The sequence below is a fragment of the Nostoc sp. NMS8 genome (genome assembly GCF_017115045.1).
Lineage (GTDB): Bacteria > Cyanobacteriota > Cyanobacteriia > Cyanobacteriales > Nostocaceae > Nostoc.
The window spans coordinates 1-16,927 of the sequence record NZ_JABXKK010000065.1 but is presented as its reverse complement, the minus strand read 5'-3'; the positions used below and the strand labels follow the sequence as shown (position 1 = coordinate 16,927).

Sequence of the window (16,927 nt, the reverse complement as noted above, 5' to 3'; positions counted from 1 at the left end):
TTATATCTCATGATATTGACAAACTCCTTCACCTTGTGGAATGAAACAGCCCTGCCTTAAAAAGGGGGGATCTGAAAAGCCCCCCTTTTTAAGGGGGTTGGGGGATCTCTTCTGCGTAAGTCCTAGTAATAACTCGTTCCCATGCTCTGCGTGGGAATGGATTTATTGAGGCTCTGGCTCAAGTCTAAAGAGGCGAGCTTCCAGAAACCCATTCCTTGGCTCTGCCAAGGAACGAGAGAAGAAATTTATTTAAACAGCAGCGAGAGTAGGCGCAGCAAATTTAGCATACCGCTCGATGTAGAATTCCTTAGAGTGAGCGATCGCTTTCACAGACTCACGCTCTTTCAAAGCATGTTTCCACTGACGTACACGGGTAAATTGCTCTGGTATTCCAAAGCCGCGATACTGCTTGAGTGCAGCCCAGCGCTCAAACCAGGGGAAATAGGTGAAATCTACCAAACTGATGGATTCACCAAACCAGTAGGGGCCTTCTCCAGATAGCTTTGCTAAACCTTCGTTTTCAATGAATTCCAGGTGTTTGTATAGTTCCTGTTTAGCTTCTTCTTGTTTTTGGGGATCAGAACTCCGCAACAGGGTAGAAAAAGCGGGAACGAACCTGGTGTTGGCAAAATCGATCCAGATGCGAGCTTGTGCCTTAGCAATGGGGTTGCTGGGTAACAGTGGTGGATTGGGAAATACCTCATCGAGATATTCGTTAATTACCGCAGACTCCCAAACTCGGTTATCGCCATGAGCGATCGCAGGTACTTTACCATAGGGGGAAACTTTGGTAAACCCTTCCGGCTTATTCTGCAAATCAATCTCAATCAGATCAAAGTCGATGCCTTTCTCTTGGAGTACCAAACGGGTACGGTGAGCATAAGGACAAACAACTGCACTGTATACTTTAATTTCAGCCATGTTTAAGTACCTTGGTAAATAGGACTTGTTAATCGCCATTGGGAATTGAATTTTCATCCAAAATCCCAAATCTTAAATTGTTAGTGTCACAAAATCCTTTTTGAGGTGGATGTAGCGTGAAAAATTCTTGACACTAACCAAACTTTGAAATTTGACTATTAGGTAAAATTGGGAAATAGGGAATGGGCCATTGGGTATGGGGTATTATATTCTTCCCCTGCTCCCCCTGATCGCCGCCCCCCCGCCTTCCCCTAAAGCCAGGGAATTTCTTCAGGTGCATACCGGAAGGCGCGAAAGACTGTATTTTGTTCCCCACTAGTTACGGGCGACTTCTCACCGGGAATATTTCTAACTGCAAAGTGGGGATTGATATATTCCCAAACAATTTCACCTGTAACTGTCACCTCGAATATTCGACCATAAGCACCTTCTGTAATCAAGGTATTGCCATTGGCTAAACGTTGCGCTCCTGATATGTAAGAACTAAAAAAATTTTGGGGCGGGTTGTCCTTGTATTCCCAAACTATCTCTTTGCTTTGGCGGTTCACCTCAATCACACGGGAGAAATTGAGAGCGATGTTACGGCGATGTGCGCCATTGTCGAAAATCAAGATATTACCGTTAGCGAGTTCGTTCGGGAAGTGCTGCTGTGCTAGCACATCATCGCCCAACGTCCAGATGATTTCTTTGGTTTTGCGATCGATAATAACAACTGTGGAGATATTGCGAAAGCTGACTATAATATTGCCATCCGCGAGTTCACCCACAGTATTCCCATGAGTCCATTCATGTCGATGATCTTGGGGTGTAATCGTAAATATATCTGGATCGAGGTGTTCGTGGGCGTGCCAAGTCCAAACAATTTCACCTCCTGGAGTCACCTCATAAAGCACATCAGCATATATCTCACCGTTTGGTTCTGTACCTGATACACCGCCTTTGATGCGGGGAACTAACGACTGAGGTATCTTTTCAATGGCGAGTAGAATTGTGTTGCCATTGGCTAGTCTGCGTCCATCATGATGATGATCTGGATGCTTATATTCCCAGATAATATTTCCTTTGGGATCTGCTTCTAAAACAACGCCACTTTTGAATGCAGCCCACAATGCAAAACGTAGTGGTTCTTCTGGTGGAGTCTTACCGCTATAAAAAAGGTTGCCATTGGGCAAGAGATAACCATATAACCCTGGTGGATAAGGTAAATTCCACTGATGTACTACTTCTCCTTCTAGATTTAGGAGGTAGACTTCACCTTGCCCTGTTAGAGGTGTGAAAAGTGTGTATCCCTTGAATACTTTTTCGGGATTGTAAGCCTTTAAACCAGTACCCCGACGACGAATAGTATTTTGATCAACTGATGTTGCTGTAAAAGTCATATTTTACCTACTAAATATTTAGTTTTTTTAAGGGAATTGGGCATGGGGCATTGGGGAAATACTTACTGCAACTTCTCATCTCCCCAATCCCAACTTAAGAACTCGGACAGAGTGCATCACGCACTTCTACTCGTTTCTGAACAATTCCCTGTTTGTATATCCAATCAGCAGCACTCTGTAAATCGGCAATTACTTTTGGTTCTAAGGGAAGCACTCCATCAACAGGTCGGCGTTCAAATGTACGCTTCACAACTTCAGGCGGTAAACCTGATACTTTTTGGTATACTTTTTGATTCTCCTGGGGATGTTTATTTAGCCATTCACCCTCTTTAGCAAGAATCGCAATAACTTCTCTAATCGCCTGAGATTTTTCTTTTAGTGCATCCCTATCCACCATATAAAGGGAGTAATGGGGAACTTGTGCAGGCAAAGGAATTTGGCGGGCATTGTACTTGAGTTCAGCAGTAGCAACCCAAGGGTCCCAAACTGTCCAAGCATCGACGTGATGAGATGCCCAAGCGGGTAAGGCTTCATCGGGTTTCATGTAAACGCGACTTACTTTCTCTTTGGGAATATTTTCTTTTTCTAATAGTTTCAATAACAAATGTTCGCTGATTCCACCTCGATTCACAATGACTTTTTTACCAATCAAATCATCGAATTTCCGAATGGGAGAATCGGCATGAACTACAATCCCTTCTGAGTTACGATTAGCCGGTCGGTAGGCAATGATGCAAGCATTAATCCCACCAGATAAAGCAGATAAACCAGCAATATCACCGCCTGCTCCTAAATCAGAACTTTTAGCATTGATTGTTTCTAATACAGGTGCAAATGATGGGAATGTACCAACCCATTCAATCTTTATATTCTTGGGAGTTAGTTCACGCTCTAAAGTGCCGCGTTCTTTTGCGATCGCAGACAAACTTCCTTTAATATAACCAATGCGAACTACTGTCTGTTTTTCAGGTGCAGAATTTTGTGCTGTTGATGAACTTTGACTCTGGTCACTCACAGGTTTTACTGTGGAATTGGCAGAGTTCGTTGGGCTACATCCAGAAACCATCAAACTCAAGCCCGATTGCGCTATCAATAGCCAGATGAGTGCTTTGGTTGAACCCTGTTGACCAACTCGAAGCAAACTTTTTAAGCTATACCGCAAATAAAAATTTTGAAATTTACTCGTCAATGATTTATTGCTCCATAAAACTAAGATAATTCCAGACAAACTGGAAATTGATTAATGAGAGCCAGAGGCTCTAGGAAGGCGTTACCAGGCTGGAGCCTGGTAACGAGGCAAAAACTCAGGCTTGCGTCATTTATAAGTTAGTCCGGTGACTCACTACTCATTACTCATTACTCATCACTCACCACTCCTACGGTGCCGGGTTTGGCGACTGAGCATGAACTATATCCAACTCTTCCAAAATGTCTTTGTTGAGAACTACATCCACACTTTCCAGATTCTCTTTGAGTTGTTCTAGTGTCGTAGCACCAATAATTGTGCTAGGCACAAACCAACGACTCCGCACGAATGCCAAAGCTAGATGTGCTGGACTGAGTTGATAGCGCTTGGCAATTTCCACATAAGCTTCTACTGCTTGACTTACTTTTGGTTTCAGATAGCGCTGACCAAAATTTTCAAACAATGTGACTCTGGCTTTCTCTGGTTTGCCATTTAGGTATTTGCCAGTCAAGTAACCAAATGCTAAAGGACTATAAGCTAGTAAGCCAATTTCTTCCTGATAAACTGCTTCTGCTAAGGCTCCATCAAATACTCGATTCAGCAAGTTGTAAGCATTTTGAATCGAAACAACTTTGGGTAATCCTAATTGTTTAGCAGCATTACTAAATTGGGCGACTCCCCAAGGGGTTTCATTACTCAAACCAAGATAACGAATTTTACCTGCCTTAATTACGTCGTCAAAAACTGCGAGCTGTTCAGCTATGGGAACTGTTTTCCCTACCTGAGTTGGATCGAATACCGTTTGTCCAAACCTTGGTACATAGCGATCGGGCCAGTGAATTTGGTACAGATCAATATAGTCTGTCTGTAATCTTTTTAGGCTATCATCTACAGCTTGTTTGATATTATCACGATCTATTGCTTTAGCTCCACCACGTACCCATTTAAAGCCCCGACCCGGGCCGGCAATTTTAGTAGCTATAATAAGTTGCTCTCTTTGTTGACGTTTTAACCATTCCCCGATGTAAGCTTCAGTTAAGCCATACGTTTCGGCACTTGTTGGCACAGGGTACATCTCTGCCGCATCAATAAAGTTGACTCCTTGGGCAATAGAATAATCTAGTTGCTCATGGGCTTCTTCGATAGTATTCTGTTGTCCATAAGTCATTGTGCCCAGACAAATTTCAGAAACTTTTAAGTCACTCTTGCCAAGTTGGTTATACTTCATATTTCTGCATTATCATTCAGTTTATTTAACAGTGATATTTTTGTTTGATATTTTGCATTTTGTCAAGGACACTATTATTTTTAAACAAATTAGCTTCAAACAATACTTAATTTGGCAATAAGCCAATATAAGTTTTTCAGCAAATTAATATTTTGCTAATACTGCTAAAAATCGATAGATAAACAGTAGTTAATGGACATAGTTGCTTATTATTGCATAAATTAACCAGATAAGTAAGCTAGTTGGGAGTAAGAAAAAATCTAAAATTGTAGTATAAAATACTTGCTTTTATTGAGTTTTTGTGAACTAGACTGTTTTAGTCTTAGTATATACTACGTTAAATCAATCTAATTACCGTAGTATATCAAAAATTTTAAGATTCTTCTGGAATTTAAGTCTTAATAAATGTTCATATTAATGTACTTAGTCTCAAGTAGCTTGTTTTACCGACAATAAAAATATGTTAAATCTTCCTTCCTGGGAGAGTTTACAAGATGTGGTGGTAATGATTAAAACTTAGGGTTGTAGGACTTGCTTGCATAATCAAGAATTTTTTGATGCGATCGCTGATAACGATGCTCATGTCTACAGCAATGTGATTTAAGTAACAAAAAAATCAAATTATACTGAAAGCATCACAGTTTTCAGAGATTAAATTGGAGTCGCGAAACGGCATATTAATACTTTGTCTGGTATTAAATAAGCTATTATCCTTAGTAAATTTTCTGGAACTATGATGCTAAAAATTAAGAAGTACTGAAAAGTAAGTACGAGAATATCATTAAACTGGATAATGCGATCGCAAGTCTAATTACAGTGAAATTAAGCAATTTTAATTGCTATAATTATTTAGCTTTGAGCCGATACTACTGTTATTTTGTACTTATTTTTAACTCTGCTAAAGTCAGGATTTAACAGCGCAAAAATAGATTTTTTTGTGGTATATATTTACTATTTTGCTATGCAATTTGTATGATTTTACCTCCACCTTTAGATAGATACTTTAACAAAGTATATCAACTTTTTTGATTTACATCAGGATTTATTTACTACAGTAAATTTCTAATTTAATTAAATTTATAATAATATATAAAAATATAATCTTTTATTAAAACATTTTTAGGGAATACACCTTTTTACATATAGGATTAAATTCTTGATTTTTTTATGCCGCAAGGTGGCTTTTCTAAAGTTACCTACCTTAAGGAGAGTTACTTCTAATGTCATTAGATAAAAACCTTTTTCATCAACGACCAAACAAGCTGCTCGCAGCTTTGCCAGCCAGTGATTATGAACGTCTTGTCCCTCATCTAAAGCTAGTTCCGCTCTCACTTAAGCAAATCCTTTACCGAGCAGCCGAACCCATTACACACGTCTATTTTCCTGATAAGGCAGTGGTTTCTATAGTTACCACTATGGAAGATGGTTCGACTGTGGAAGCTGGCTTAGTGAGTAATGAAGGCATGGTGGGTATCCCGGTTATTTTAGGAGACAACACCACAACCACAAGAGCGTTCGTGCAAGTTTCGGGCGCTGGAATGCAAATGGATGCAGATGTACTGAGAGCCGAGTTCGATCGGGGCGGAGCTATTCAAATCCTGCTGCTGCGCTATGTACAAGCTTTATACTCTGAACTGACGCAAGGGGTTGCCTGTAACCGTCTTCATACACTGGAAGAACGGCTGGCTCGTTGGCTGCTCACAGTATCTGATCGTTTAGAATCAGAAGATTTTCCGCTCACGCAAGAATTTATCTCCGAGATGCTAGGTGTACGTCGTTCCGGCGTGACAGTAGCGGCTAGCACTCTGAGCCGAGCCGGAATGATTAGCTACCAGCGTGGTCAAATTAACATCCTGAAGCGAGAGGATTTGGAAGCAACTTCCTGCGAGTGTTATCAAGTCATCCAAAAGGAATTTGCTCGGTTACTGGGCTTCATGCCCAGTAACCGAGCCAAAAAATTTTTTTGAGTTATGTGTGCGAAACCGAACCGACTAGCAAAAGTAACTTGATTTAAAGTATTTTGAGCAAATTTCTCTTTTAATATTCAGTGAGCGACAACATTATTAAGCCGCGAATAAACAGATTACTTGCGGCTTTGCCAACCAGTGATTATGAGCGTCTTATTCCGCACCTAAAGTTAGTTTCGCTTCCCACTCGGCAAGTCATTTACGAACCAGGAGAACCCATCACCCACGTCTATTTTCCCCAACACGCAGTGGTTTCTATCGTCACTATTATGGAAGATGGTTCGACGGTGGAAGTTGGGATAGTGAGCAATGAAGGCATGGTAGGTATCCCAATAATTTTAGGAGGCAACACAACAACCACAAAAGCGTTTGTGCAAGTTGCGGGTGCTGGAATGCAGATGGATGCTGATGTATTTAGAACTGAGTTCAATCGGGGCGGAGCTATTCAAAAGCTGCTGCTGCGCTATGTACGAGCTATATATACCGAACTTACACAATCATGTACCTGCAACCGTCTTCATACATTGGAGGAACGGCTGGCTCGTTGGCTGCTCACAGTATCTGACCGTTTGGAATCAGAAAAATTTCTGTTGACGCAAGAATTTATTGCCCAGATGCTGGGTGTAAGGCGTTCTGGTGTGACAGTAGCGGCTAGCACCCTGAGCCGAGCCGGAATGATTCACTATCAGCGTGGTCAAATTAACATCCTGAACCGAGAGAATTTGGAAGCAACTTCCTGCGAGTGTTATCGAGTCATCCAAAAAGAATTTGCTCGATTGCTGGGGAATTAGCCAAGGTGCGATCGTCAATGAATTATCGTTAAGTTACTATGTCCGACACCGGACAGACACTTGCTAGTTAGTTCTTTTAAGATTTAGTAAAGTATGCAATCAAATAGCGCAAATATATGGCTTTTGAGCTAATTACTATTTCAAGTTTTGGATTTTTTGAGCTATGGAGCAGTGAAAATAATGTCTAATCAATCAATATCTCTTAAAGGTCTGCGATTGCTGTTGGTTGATGACGATTTGGATACAAGAATATTACTTACCTACCTGTTTGAATTAGATGGAGCAGAGATTATTACTGCTGCTTCAGCAGGGGAGGCTATAGCAATAATGTCATTTTTTAAACCAGACATCCTAATTAGTGACATTTATTTACCAGATGAAGACGGCTACTCACTGCTGTTGAAGGCTAGAAATCTGGAAGCAAAGCGAGGGAGAAAGATTCTAGCTATTGCTCTGACGGCATCTGTTTTCGACGAAGACCGTAATCGTGCATTGTTAGCAGGTTATGATATATACCGATGCAAGCCTATAGACTTAGACGAATTAGCTTTTATAGTTGCTAGGTTAGCTGGAATCGACAATAGGCTTGAGATATTGGGATGCAACAAGACAGAAGTAGGTAAGCAAGAAAGCTTTAACTAGGGTTTGCTGAAAAAGTCTTTTAGTGGAGGCTAAGAGGTAGGAGGGAAGTTACAAACTACTCCTAAATCTCTTAAATTCGAAAAAGTGATTTTTTGTGATATCAAGTCTTTTTCCTTGTACCTTATTCACCTTTTATCCCACTCAAGGCATTGATTTATCAAGGTTTTCTGTTTATTCAGCAAGCTCTAACTAGATTTTAGTTATTTTAAAAATACAATTTCTAGGACGGCCTATGCTAACGCCTGGTGATTTTTATCTCAAATCATCAGGCGATGCTTTTCTCAGAAATCTTTTGACTAATTTTATTTTTTATTAATTTCGCTATTAGTAAAGTAAAAACCTATTCAAAGGTAATGATATAAAATATACTAAGAATAAATACAGAGAACGGCCAAGTGATTCTCTGCAAATACTCATTTTTTCATATAAAGGAGCGAATTATGGAATATCTTGCTTATTCCCACATGTTTATTGCTCAAGAAGAGGCATCTGGAAACCCTAAGTATAATCTCCCTAAACCTCAATTCAATTGGAAAAAACTACTTAAATCTTCGGCTTGGTTAGCTTTAGCTGGTGTTGGTGTATTGCTTGGTGCTGTCAGCCAAATTCAAATGAGTTCGGCTGCTTATGTAAAAACTAATGGCAGTTGTTTACGTATCCGTACAGGCCCAAGCACCAACTACTCTTATGTAGACTGTGTATCAAATGGAGCAACACTTCCAGAGATTGAAAGGTATGAAAACGGTTTTGCTAGGCTTTCTACGGGTAGATACATTTTTGCCCGATGGATTGGTGATAAACCTAACAATCCTTCTGTGACTAAACCTGGTGGTGTTGGTGGTTCGGTGATTCTTACCCCTGGTTCTAAAGGTCAGTTGGTCAGAGATGTTCAAACAGCTTTAGGTAATCTCAGGGTTGATGGAGTTTACGGTCAAGAAACTGTTAGCCGAGTCCGAAGCTTTCAGCAAAGTAAAGGTCTACTTGTAGATGGTGTTGTGGGGCCCGAAACTCGATCTGCTTTGGGTATTTAGCTAAAAGCCATCCTTGGAAAATCTCCTTTCCGAGTTCTAGTTGTTTTCTGGCGCGATCGAGAGAAATCATAAATCAGGAACTTAAATCAAAACTTCGCAGTGTCTCGCCCGTCGTCAGGCGGGCAATATGACCTCACTACACAAAGCACGAGTAAAAATGAAAAACCGGGGTAAAAGCCGGTTTTTTACACCTAAAAAACAGAAATTTTGCACTTTGTTTAATCTATAAGTTTCTATGTTGATGTTTCTGATGAAATACCCAAGTAATTTTGCACAATCTGCAAAATGCGCTCTGCTGCATGACCATCTCCAAAGGGATTGATTGCATTTGCCATCGCTTCATAGGCATCTGAGTCACTGAGTAACTCGCTAGCAGCCGCAAAAATATTCTCACTTGTAGTGCCTACAAGTTTGGCTGTACCAGCTGTAACAGCCTCCGGTCTTTCGGTAGTGTCCCTCAAAACCAGTACTGGTTTTCCCAAACTGGGGGCTTCTTCTTGCAAGCCACCAGAGTCAGTTAGTAAAAGATGCGATCGCCCAATTGCTGCCACCAATTCGCCATAATCGAGAGGTTCTGTCAAGAAAATTCGGGGATGATTCCCTAAAAGTTCCTGCAATGGGACTCGCACTGTGGGATTGCGGTGCAATGGTAAGAGCAAAGCTGTATCAGGAAACTTGTCTAAAATTTGTAAAAAGCCCTCTGCGATCGCTTCGAGAGGTTCTCCCCAATTCTCCCGACGATGCACTGTTGCTAACAGAACCCGATATGATTCCCAGTCTAAACCTGGTACATTACAAACTACTTGGGTTGCCGCGACATTCAACAAGGCATCAATTACCGTGTTACCCGTCATGTGAATTTCACCCAAAACACCAGAACGATGCAAATTTTCCACAGCCCAAGGAGTCGGTGCAAAGTGCAACTGAGTAATTTGAGAAATCAACCGCCGATTAGCTTCTTCTGGATAAGGATTGAATATATCATCAGTCCTTAACCCTGCTTCTACATGACCAACAGGGATTTTTTGATAAAAAGCTGCCAAAGCTGCCGCAAAAGCCGTGGTAGTATCCCCCTGCACGATTACTAAATCTGGCTTTTCCACCTTAAATAATGCTTCTAACCCTTGTAAACTCCGGCAGGTAATATCATTCAGAGATTGCTGAACCTGCATAATTTCCAAGTTATAATCTGACTTGATATTAAACAGTTGCATAACTTGCTCAACCATCTCCCGATGCTGTCCAGTTAAAATTACTTGCAACTTAAAACCTGAATACTTCTGGAAAACCTGAATCACCGGAGCTAGTTTGATCGCTTCTGGGCGAGTACCTAAGATAATGCAAACGCGTTTTTGATTAGTCATTAGTTATTGGTCATGTGTAATTTGCCAATGGTTATAGTCAATGGTCTTTGCTCAATAGTCAAGAGTGGGCGGTCAATCATCACACAAACCATAAATATAAAATCATAAATCACACAAGATATAAAAAAACCCGGCTTCACCGGGTAAATGCACTATTTATCAAATTTAACTTTAATGGCTATATGACTATATTCTTGATCTCCCAAATGAAAAAACCCGGCTTAACCGGGCAGACGCACTGTTTGTCAATTCACTTGTAATAACTATTTAATCTCACAAGTTAGAGGGCAAGCAGCGTAAACGGTAGTCTGCGTTTGGTCTGCCTCTCCATGCAGCCAGCTTAACCATTTAACTTCACTAGGATGAACTCCTTTAACAGTTAGCACACCCGCAGCCAATACAACTGCCATGACATTAAACATGATTAAAGCGCCTGCTACCAGCAAAACCGCACTAACAGGCATCACCGATTGCAAGATAATCGACAACAGACATCCGACCGTAGCCATCAAGACAACTAGTGGAAAACCCACAACCAACAAGCATACTGCTAATGTAAAAGTCCATATTAAAAAGCTTTTAATCATCAACAAGGAGTAGGTCTTTCCTAGATTAGAGCTTTGAGCAGAAACCATGACTTTTCCTCCCAAAATACAGAGCATATTTTAATTTCAGTCATATCTCGCTTTTTGCGAGTAAAACTGAATTGTTTCAGTGAAATTCAGTATATAAAAACTAATAGGAAAAATGAGCATTTGTTTACTAAAGTTTACAGTTAACTTTTTGTAATTATGGATAGAAACTCAAGTTTCTATCTATTTAAAAAACTTGTTTACTGCATCTATCTTGAGATATAAACCTAAAAGGTATGAGCTTTTAACCTTGATCCCCACGATATCACTTCTATCCAACTTAACATTTCTTATAAAAATTAGTAGTGGTTCTCATAATTCCTAGATGGGCTGAATAAATGATCTGCCAGTATTTGTGCTGTTAATTGCTGGCAATTCGTGCCCATACCTGAAATAAATTTCTCATCTAAATCCTAATAAAATTTACTTTAAATTTATAGTATTAAAAATTACTTATAAATCAGCGTATATTTACTGGGGTGTTTTGAGTCCTTGCGTGTGTTAAACCAGGTTATATAAGTTAAATGATTTATCTAAATATTCTGAGTAGTGGAATCCCAGGAAAAAAAGATACCAATTGAGGTGGATTAAATGGATTGACCGTGGTTCTAGAGTTTCAATCGTCTAACATCACTGCTAAAGCTTGCAGACAAGCATTTTTCAAAAGTCATCAAAGCAAGTGACTTGACTTCTCGTTAATTCAACTTTTTAACTGCCAAATGTGAAGATATATGACAGAATCACAGTCTCCATTAACTACTAACTCTGCTCCCGGACGTAACCTGCCACCAATGCCGCCGCCACCACCGCCAATCCCAACCGTTAGTACGCAGCGGCAGATGACACAAACACTAGATATGTCAAGTAACCCGCCTGTTGCAGGTCATCGTCCGGCTAGTCCACCGCCAATACCGACTTCAGTACGCCCTCAGAACAGTAATGCAGGGCCAACTTTAGAAAAGTTAATTAGGGAAGCTTACGACCAGGGATATTCTGACCTTCACTTAGGAGTAGGTGAAGTACCACGCTTCCGCAGCCGAGGAGAAATTCAATCAATGGATTATCCCGAAACAGATAAAGAAGCTTTTATGAATTGGCTGCGGGAGGTGATGAGTGAGACGGAAATTCAGCGCTTTGAAGAACATTTAGAATTTGACGGAGCAACTCAATATGACTTTGCTCGCGTGCGGATCAACGTTTTTGGTACTCTTAGAGGGCCTGCAATGGTGTTGCGGTTAATTCCGCTAAAAATCTTAACTATGGAACAGTTGAGATTACCTCCAGTTTTTCGGGATATTTGTCATCACCACAAAGGTTTAATTTTGGTAACTGGGCCCACTGGTTCTGGTAAATCCACCACAATGGCAGCGATGGTTGACTACATCAATAAGGAGATGGCCAAGCATATCATCACCATTGAAGACCCGATAGAATTTATCCATCAAAGCCGCAAGTCTCTAGTCAAACAGCGGGAAGTGGGAATGCATACCCGGAAATTTGACAACGCTTTGAAAGCAGCTTTGCGGGAAGACCCAGATTTGATTCTGGTGGGGGAAATGCGGGATAAGGAAACAGTCAATACCGCCCTAAAAGCCGCTCAAACAGGTCACTTGGTCATGGGAACCCTGCATACCAATAGCGCTGTCAAAACCATTGAGCGGATTCTTAATCTTTACTCTGGTGATGAACAAGATGCAATGCGGGTGGCAATTTCTGAGTCTTTAGTGGCTGTAATTGCCCAAGGTTTGTGTCGCACAACTGACGGTAAGCGGGCTGCTTTCCATGATGTACTGATTAATACTGAGGCTATTAAAGAATGGATCAAAGATGGTAAGTATGATGAAATTGGCGAGTTGATGAAACAAGCCGGCTTTGACGGCATGATTACGATGAATCAGTCGTTGCTCAATCTCTATCAAGACGGTCGCATCACTGAAGAAACTGCTTTAGAAATGTCGCCAACTCCTAACGAAATGGCGCAGTTTCTCCGAGGTCGGGTTTAGGATTGGGGACTGGGGATTGGGGATTGGGGACTGGTCAATATTTAGTAGTCAGTAATTTTCCCTCATCTTCACTTCTATAGAAAATGTACTCGCGATCATAGACTCATCACCCTCATCTTCACCCAGTCCCTAATCCCTAGTACCCAGTACCTAATTCACAGTCCCCAATTCCAAATATCTTTGCGATCCTGGTTGCGGTTATAGCTAAGGTAAAAGGTAAAAGAGAGAATTTTTTACTTTTAGCTTCCTAACCTCTGTGAATAACTTGACGACAAATAAACTATCTACACCCCAGTTGTTTAAAGGCATTGCCCTATTTACACCTGGAGGAGATTTAATTTACTGCATCGACCCTAGCAAGCAGGGTCGATGGCATTTGCATTTGTGTTCGGCTTTGCAAGAAATTCTAGATTTGCCAGAACCGCCGCATTTTTTAGTGCCTTGTTATACTGCAACTATTGACAACTGGTTAGATCCGCGCACTCAACAAGTGCGAACTTTTGCTGAAGCTTATCCGGCTGTAATTAGACATCAAGCTTTGCTTAATGCCATTTTTGGCACAGGGGAGTTAGTATGGCAAGCAGCTCCCTGGCAAGAGGGGTTGTGCGATCGCATGGTATTAACAACTTATCGTTCCTCATTCCCCCAGCTTTGGGAAGATCACGATTTAATTGTTCGCCTAGACCTTTCTGAACCTGTACCAAAATACCACCAACCAGTTATAGTCCAAAAAAAAGAAGCGATCGCACAAGGCTATGTTCTCCGCTTGTTTGTCGCCGGACATAGCAGTACTACTGAACGCATCCTTCAGAATTTACATGAATTATTAGAGCGATCGCTCGGATATCCTTATACTCTAAAGGTGATTGATGTTTTAAGTCATCCAGAACAAGCAGAACTCAATCAGGTTTCTGCAACTCCTACTCTTGTCAAGGTTTGGCCTCACCCAATTCGGCGAATCGTTGGAGAGTTGGATCATGTAGAAAAGATTTTACAAATGCTAGCTGCTAAGGAAACATTTTAAATAATCGACTAATTTTCTTGCCAAATGCGCGAATGGGCAGGTGTGTTTTTACAAAAGTGAGATTATCCCGTGCTTTAACTTCTGATCCTATTTTAATTATGGCTAGTATTCACGCACCTATCCATCTTCAAATTTATGAACGCGAAGGAACGCGCTGGTTTTTTCACGGCGGCAATATTTTTTATAACCCTCGTGGAGTACCGACTGATCTAAATTCGATCCTGCAAAGGAATGGGTTAACAAGAATAAAAGTTGTAGTTGAACTATTTCGCGTCAATGGCGGCAAGCCCGGTTTTTACTTGGCTGATATTCAGGAAAAAAAATACTTCTACTGTGGACAAAAATGTGAAGATGTTAAAGCTAAACTGCGATCGCTCGGTATTGGACGAGATGATCCAATGGAGCATTAGTAGAGATTGAAACGAAGTATCATAGGGATTTGACCTATTGATTATTTAGTATAAAAAAGTACAAATTATTGCAACACAGGTCATTTCACATCCAGCTTGAGGGCTGTGATATTATGGGAGACTGCTACATACATTTAGAAAAACTAGAAACTGAATCGATCATGGCCCTCACGCAACTGCGGAAACAAGAAATAATTTCCACCTACCAAGTTCATGAAACCGACACTGGCTCGGCCGATGTCCAAGTTGCCATGCTAACTGAGCGCATTAACCGCCTCAGCGAACATCTCCAGGCAAATAAAAAAGACCATTCTTCCCGTCGAGGACTGTTGAAGCTAATTGGTCAGCGCAAGCGTCTTCTAGCTTATATATCGCAGGAAAGCCGGGAAAAGTATCAAGCTTTGATTGCTCGCCTCGGTATTCGTGGATAGGACTACCGCTTATGTCTGCTGAAGAATCTGAACGCAGTCGCTTGCCCTTTGAACCAAACAAAAAGCGCCAAAAACCCGCAAAAAATCAAAGTAAACCAGCAGCACAGCCAAAAGAATCTGCTAAACAGGCTGATAGAAAAGCGCCTTACACCAAACAAGAGATGGCAATTCCCCAAGTAGTCAGCCAGCGGATGATTCGACGGGTTGCTGGATTTTGTGGTGTACCAACAGCTTTGGGCATTAGCGCTCTGGTAGTCAGCTATCTGCTTGCCATCTACTCCGACATCAAACTACCTCCCATCGCCGTGTTATTGGTGAATATGGGATTATTTGGTTTGGGGGTCTTAGGGATAACTTATGGCGTTCTCTCTGCCTCTTGGGATGAAGAAAAAGTTGGAAGTTTGCTGGGTTTTAGTGAATTCAACACCAATTGGGGACGAATGGCGCAAGCTTGGCGCGAAACTCGGCAAAAAAACTCATAAACGAACGGCGCTCAGGAATTGAGTAACGGCGGTATTGGGTAAATTAAAAAGTGAATGTTGAAGTTGAAATTTTATAACTTCAACATTGCTAATTAAAATTGTAAAATCTTTTTTATACCCAATATTAAGTTATCTAGTGGTGAAAAGACTGACTGAGCGCCACAATTATTGACTTATTTTGTAAACAAATTTTATTTTTAACTACTCGTAATTAGCCAATAGGCAACAATAAAGTTATCCCATTTACAGAAAATTTTACTCAATTAATTAGGAACTTTAACATGATTATAGTAATGAAAAGTGGTTCCCCAGAGGCGGAAATAAACCGCATTGATGAGGAACTAACTAGCTGGGGGCTAACTCCAGAAAAAATTGTTGGTCAACACAAAGTAGTTATTGGTCTAGTAGGTGAAACCGCCAACTTAGATCCATTACAAGTTCAGGAAGTTAGCCCCTGGATTGAGCAGGTATTGCGGGTTGAGCAACCTTACAAACGAGCCAGCCGCCAGTACCGCCACGGTGAAGCTTCGGAAGTAGTGGTTAATACTCCCAATGGAGCGGTAGTATTTGGCGAACATCAGCCTTTGGTAGTTGTGGCTGGCCCCTGCTCAGTAGAAAATGAAGAAATGATCGTGGAGACAGCGCGGCGCGTCAAGGCTGCTGGAGCCGCATTTTTACGTGGAGGGGCATACAAACCCCGGACTTCACCTTACGCCTTCCAAGGACACGGCGAGAGTGCTTTAGATTTATTGGCAAAGGCGCGGGAAGTCAGCGGACTAGGTATTATTACAGAAGTGATGGATGCTGCTGACCTGGATAAAATAGCAGAAGTTGCTGACGTGATTCAGGTGGGGGCAAGGAATATGCAGAATTTCTCCTTGCTCAAAAAAGTGGGAGCGCAGCCGAAACCAGTTCTTTTGAAGCGGGGAATGGCGGCTACTATTGAAGATTGGTTGATGGCGGCTGAGTATGTTTTGGCATCTGGTAATCCCAATGTAATTTTGTGTGAACGGGGAATACGCACCTTTGACCGCCAGTATACGCGAAATACACTGGATTTATCAGTAGTGCCAGTGTTGCGAAAGCTGACTCACCTGCCCATTATGATTGATCCTAGCCACGGCGTAGGTTGGTCTGAATTTGTGCCTTCAATGGCAATGGCTGCGATCGCAGCTGGCACAGATTCTCTGATGATAGAGGTTCACCCCAACCCTGCCAAAGCTCTATCTGACGGGCCCCAATCTCTGACACCAGACTGTTTCGATAACTTGATGCAAGAATTAGCAGTCATTGGCAAGGCTGTCGGACGTTGGCAGCAACCAGCAGTCGCTCTAGCTTGAAATTTAGTTGCAACCTCTTGATATAGCAATTTTGAATCATCTAGACCTGTCCGAAAATTTATAAGCCAGTCTGTGCAAAGCTTTGAGAGCCAGCTT

General features: G+C 41.4%; 16 protein-coding genes. 10 read left to right on the top strand and 6 right to left on the bottom strand.

The genetic code is table 11. From position 1 onward, the window contains the following. Positions 1 to 249 precede the first annotated feature (249 nt). From HWQ39_RS11980 to HWQ39_RS11965, 4 genes are all read right to left on the bottom strand, one after another. The gene (locus HWQ39_RS11980; RefSeq protein ID WP_292844612.1) at positions 250 to 921 is read right to left on the bottom strand and encodes a glutathione S-transferase family protein; all 672 of its coding nucleotides are present in this window, start codon (positions 919 to 921) and stop codon (positions 250 to 252) included. Between the two features lie 251 nt (positions 922 to 1,172). Continuing rightward, positions 1,173 to 2,300 (bottom strand): aryl-sulfate sulfotransferase, encoded by a 1,128-nt coding sequence (locus tag HWQ39_RS11975; RefSeq protein ID WP_292844609.1) that lies wholly within the window; start codon positions 2,298 to 2,300, stop codon positions 1,173 to 1,175. A 94-nt stretch (positions 2,301 to 2,394) separates the two neighbouring features. Further along, positions 2,395 to 3,489 (bottom strand): aliphatic sulfonate ABC transporter substrate-binding protein, encoded by a 1,095-nt coding sequence (locus HWQ39_RS11970; protein WP_292844606.1) that lies wholly within the window; start codon positions 3,487 to 3,489, stop codon positions 2,395 to 2,397. Positions 3,490 to 3,676: 187 nt separating this feature from the next. After that, on the bottom strand, positions 3,677 to 4,714 hold the full coding sequence (locus tag HWQ39_RS11965) for an NADP(H)-dependent aldo-keto reductase (protein ID WP_292844603.1): 1,038 nt from the start codon (positions 4,712 to 4,714) through the stop codon (positions 3,677 to 3,679). 1,220 nt (positions 4,715 to 5,934) lie between these two features. On the opposite strand from HWQ39_RS11965, the gene HWQ39_RS11960 reads away from it, so the two are divergent. From HWQ39_RS11960 to HWQ39_RS11945, 4 genes are all read left to right on the top strand, one after another. Then, positions 5,935 to 6,681 (top strand): Crp/Fnr family transcriptional regulator, encoded by a 747-nt coding sequence (locus HWQ39_RS11960; protein ID WP_292844600.1) that lies wholly within the window; start codon positions 5,935 to 5,937, stop codon positions 6,679 to 6,681. 80 nt (positions 6,682 to 6,761) lie between these two features. After that, positions 6,762 to 7,472, top strand: a complete 711-nt coding sequence (locus tag HWQ39_RS11955) for a Crp/Fnr family transcriptional regulator (protein ID WP_292844597.1) — start codon at positions 6,762 to 6,764, stop codon at positions 7,470 to 7,472. A 180-nt stretch (positions 7,473 to 7,652) separates the two neighbouring features. Beyond that, on the top strand, positions 7,653 to 8,114 hold the full coding sequence (locus HWQ39_RS11950) for a response regulator (RefSeq protein WP_292844594.1): 462 nt from the start codon (positions 7,653 to 7,655) through the stop codon (positions 8,112 to 8,114). A gap of 440 nt (positions 8,115 to 8,554) precedes the next feature. Next, entirely contained in the window at positions 8,555 to 9,145 is a 591-nt protein-coding gene (locus HWQ39_RS11945) for a peptidoglycan-binding domain-containing protein (protein WP_292844591.1), read from the top strand. Between the two features lie 233 nt (positions 9,146 to 9,378). Here HWQ39_RS11945 and wecB read toward each other — a convergent pair whose 3' ends face one another. Together wecB and HWQ39_RS11935 are read right to left on the bottom strand one after the other, a co-directional pair. Continuing rightward, on the bottom strand, positions 9,379 to 10,509 hold the full coding sequence (gene wecB, locus HWQ39_RS11940) for a non-hydrolyzing UDP-N-acetylglucosamine 2-epimerase (protein WP_292844588.1): 1,131 nt from the start codon (positions 10,507 to 10,509) through the stop codon (positions 9,379 to 9,381). Positions 10,510 to 10,772: 263 nt separating this feature from the next. Beyond that, positions 10,773 to 11,144 carry a hypothetical protein gene (locus HWQ39_RS11935; protein ID WP_292844585.1) on the bottom strand — a complete coding sequence of 124 codons (372 nt, stop codon included), beginning with the start codon at positions 11,142 to 11,144 and terminating at the stop codon, positions 10,773 to 10,775. Positions 11,145 to 11,872: 728 nt separating this feature from the next. Between HWQ39_RS11935 and HWQ39_RS11930 the strand changes: the two genes are divergently transcribed. From HWQ39_RS11930 to aroF, 6 genes are all read left to right on the top strand, one after another. After that, on the top strand, positions 11,873 to 13,144 hold the full coding sequence (locus HWQ39_RS11930; protein ID WP_292844582.1) for a type IV pilus twitching motility protein PilT: 1,272 nt from the start codon (positions 11,873 to 11,875) through the stop codon (positions 13,142 to 13,144). A 256-nt stretch (positions 13,145 to 13,400) separates the two neighbouring features. Then, complete coding sequence (locus tag HWQ39_RS11925; protein ID WP_292844579.1) at positions 13,401 to 14,168, top strand: circadian clock KaiB family protein; 768 nt, start codon at positions 13,401 to 13,403, stop codon at positions 14,166 to 14,168. A 98-nt stretch (positions 14,169 to 14,266) separates the two neighbouring features. Continuing rightward, entirely contained in the window at positions 14,267 to 14,578 is a 312-nt protein-coding gene (locus tag HWQ39_RS11920) for a hypothetical protein (RefSeq protein ID WP_292844576.1), read from the top strand. A 161-nt stretch (positions 14,579 to 14,739) separates the two neighbouring features. Next, complete coding sequence (gene rpsO / locus HWQ39_RS11915) at positions 14,740 to 15,009, top strand: 30S ribosomal protein S15 (RefSeq protein WP_094343580.1); 270 nt, start codon at positions 14,740 to 14,742, stop codon at positions 15,007 to 15,009. Positions 15,010 to 15,020: 11 nt separating this feature from the next. Then, a complete protein-coding gene (locus HWQ39_RS11910) occupies positions 15,021 to 15,491 on the top strand; it encodes a PAM68 family protein (RefSeq protein WP_292844573.1) in 471 nt (156 codons plus the stop codon). 281 nt (positions 15,492 to 15,772) lie between these two features. Continuing rightward, the gene (aroF, locus tag HWQ39_RS11905) at positions 15,773 to 16,831 is read left to right on the top strand and encodes a 3-deoxy-7-phosphoheptulonate synthase (protein ID WP_292844570.1); all 1,059 of its coding nucleotides are present in this window, start codon (positions 15,773 to 15,775) and stop codon (positions 16,829 to 16,831) included. Positions 16,832 to 16,927 lie beyond the last annotated feature (96 nt).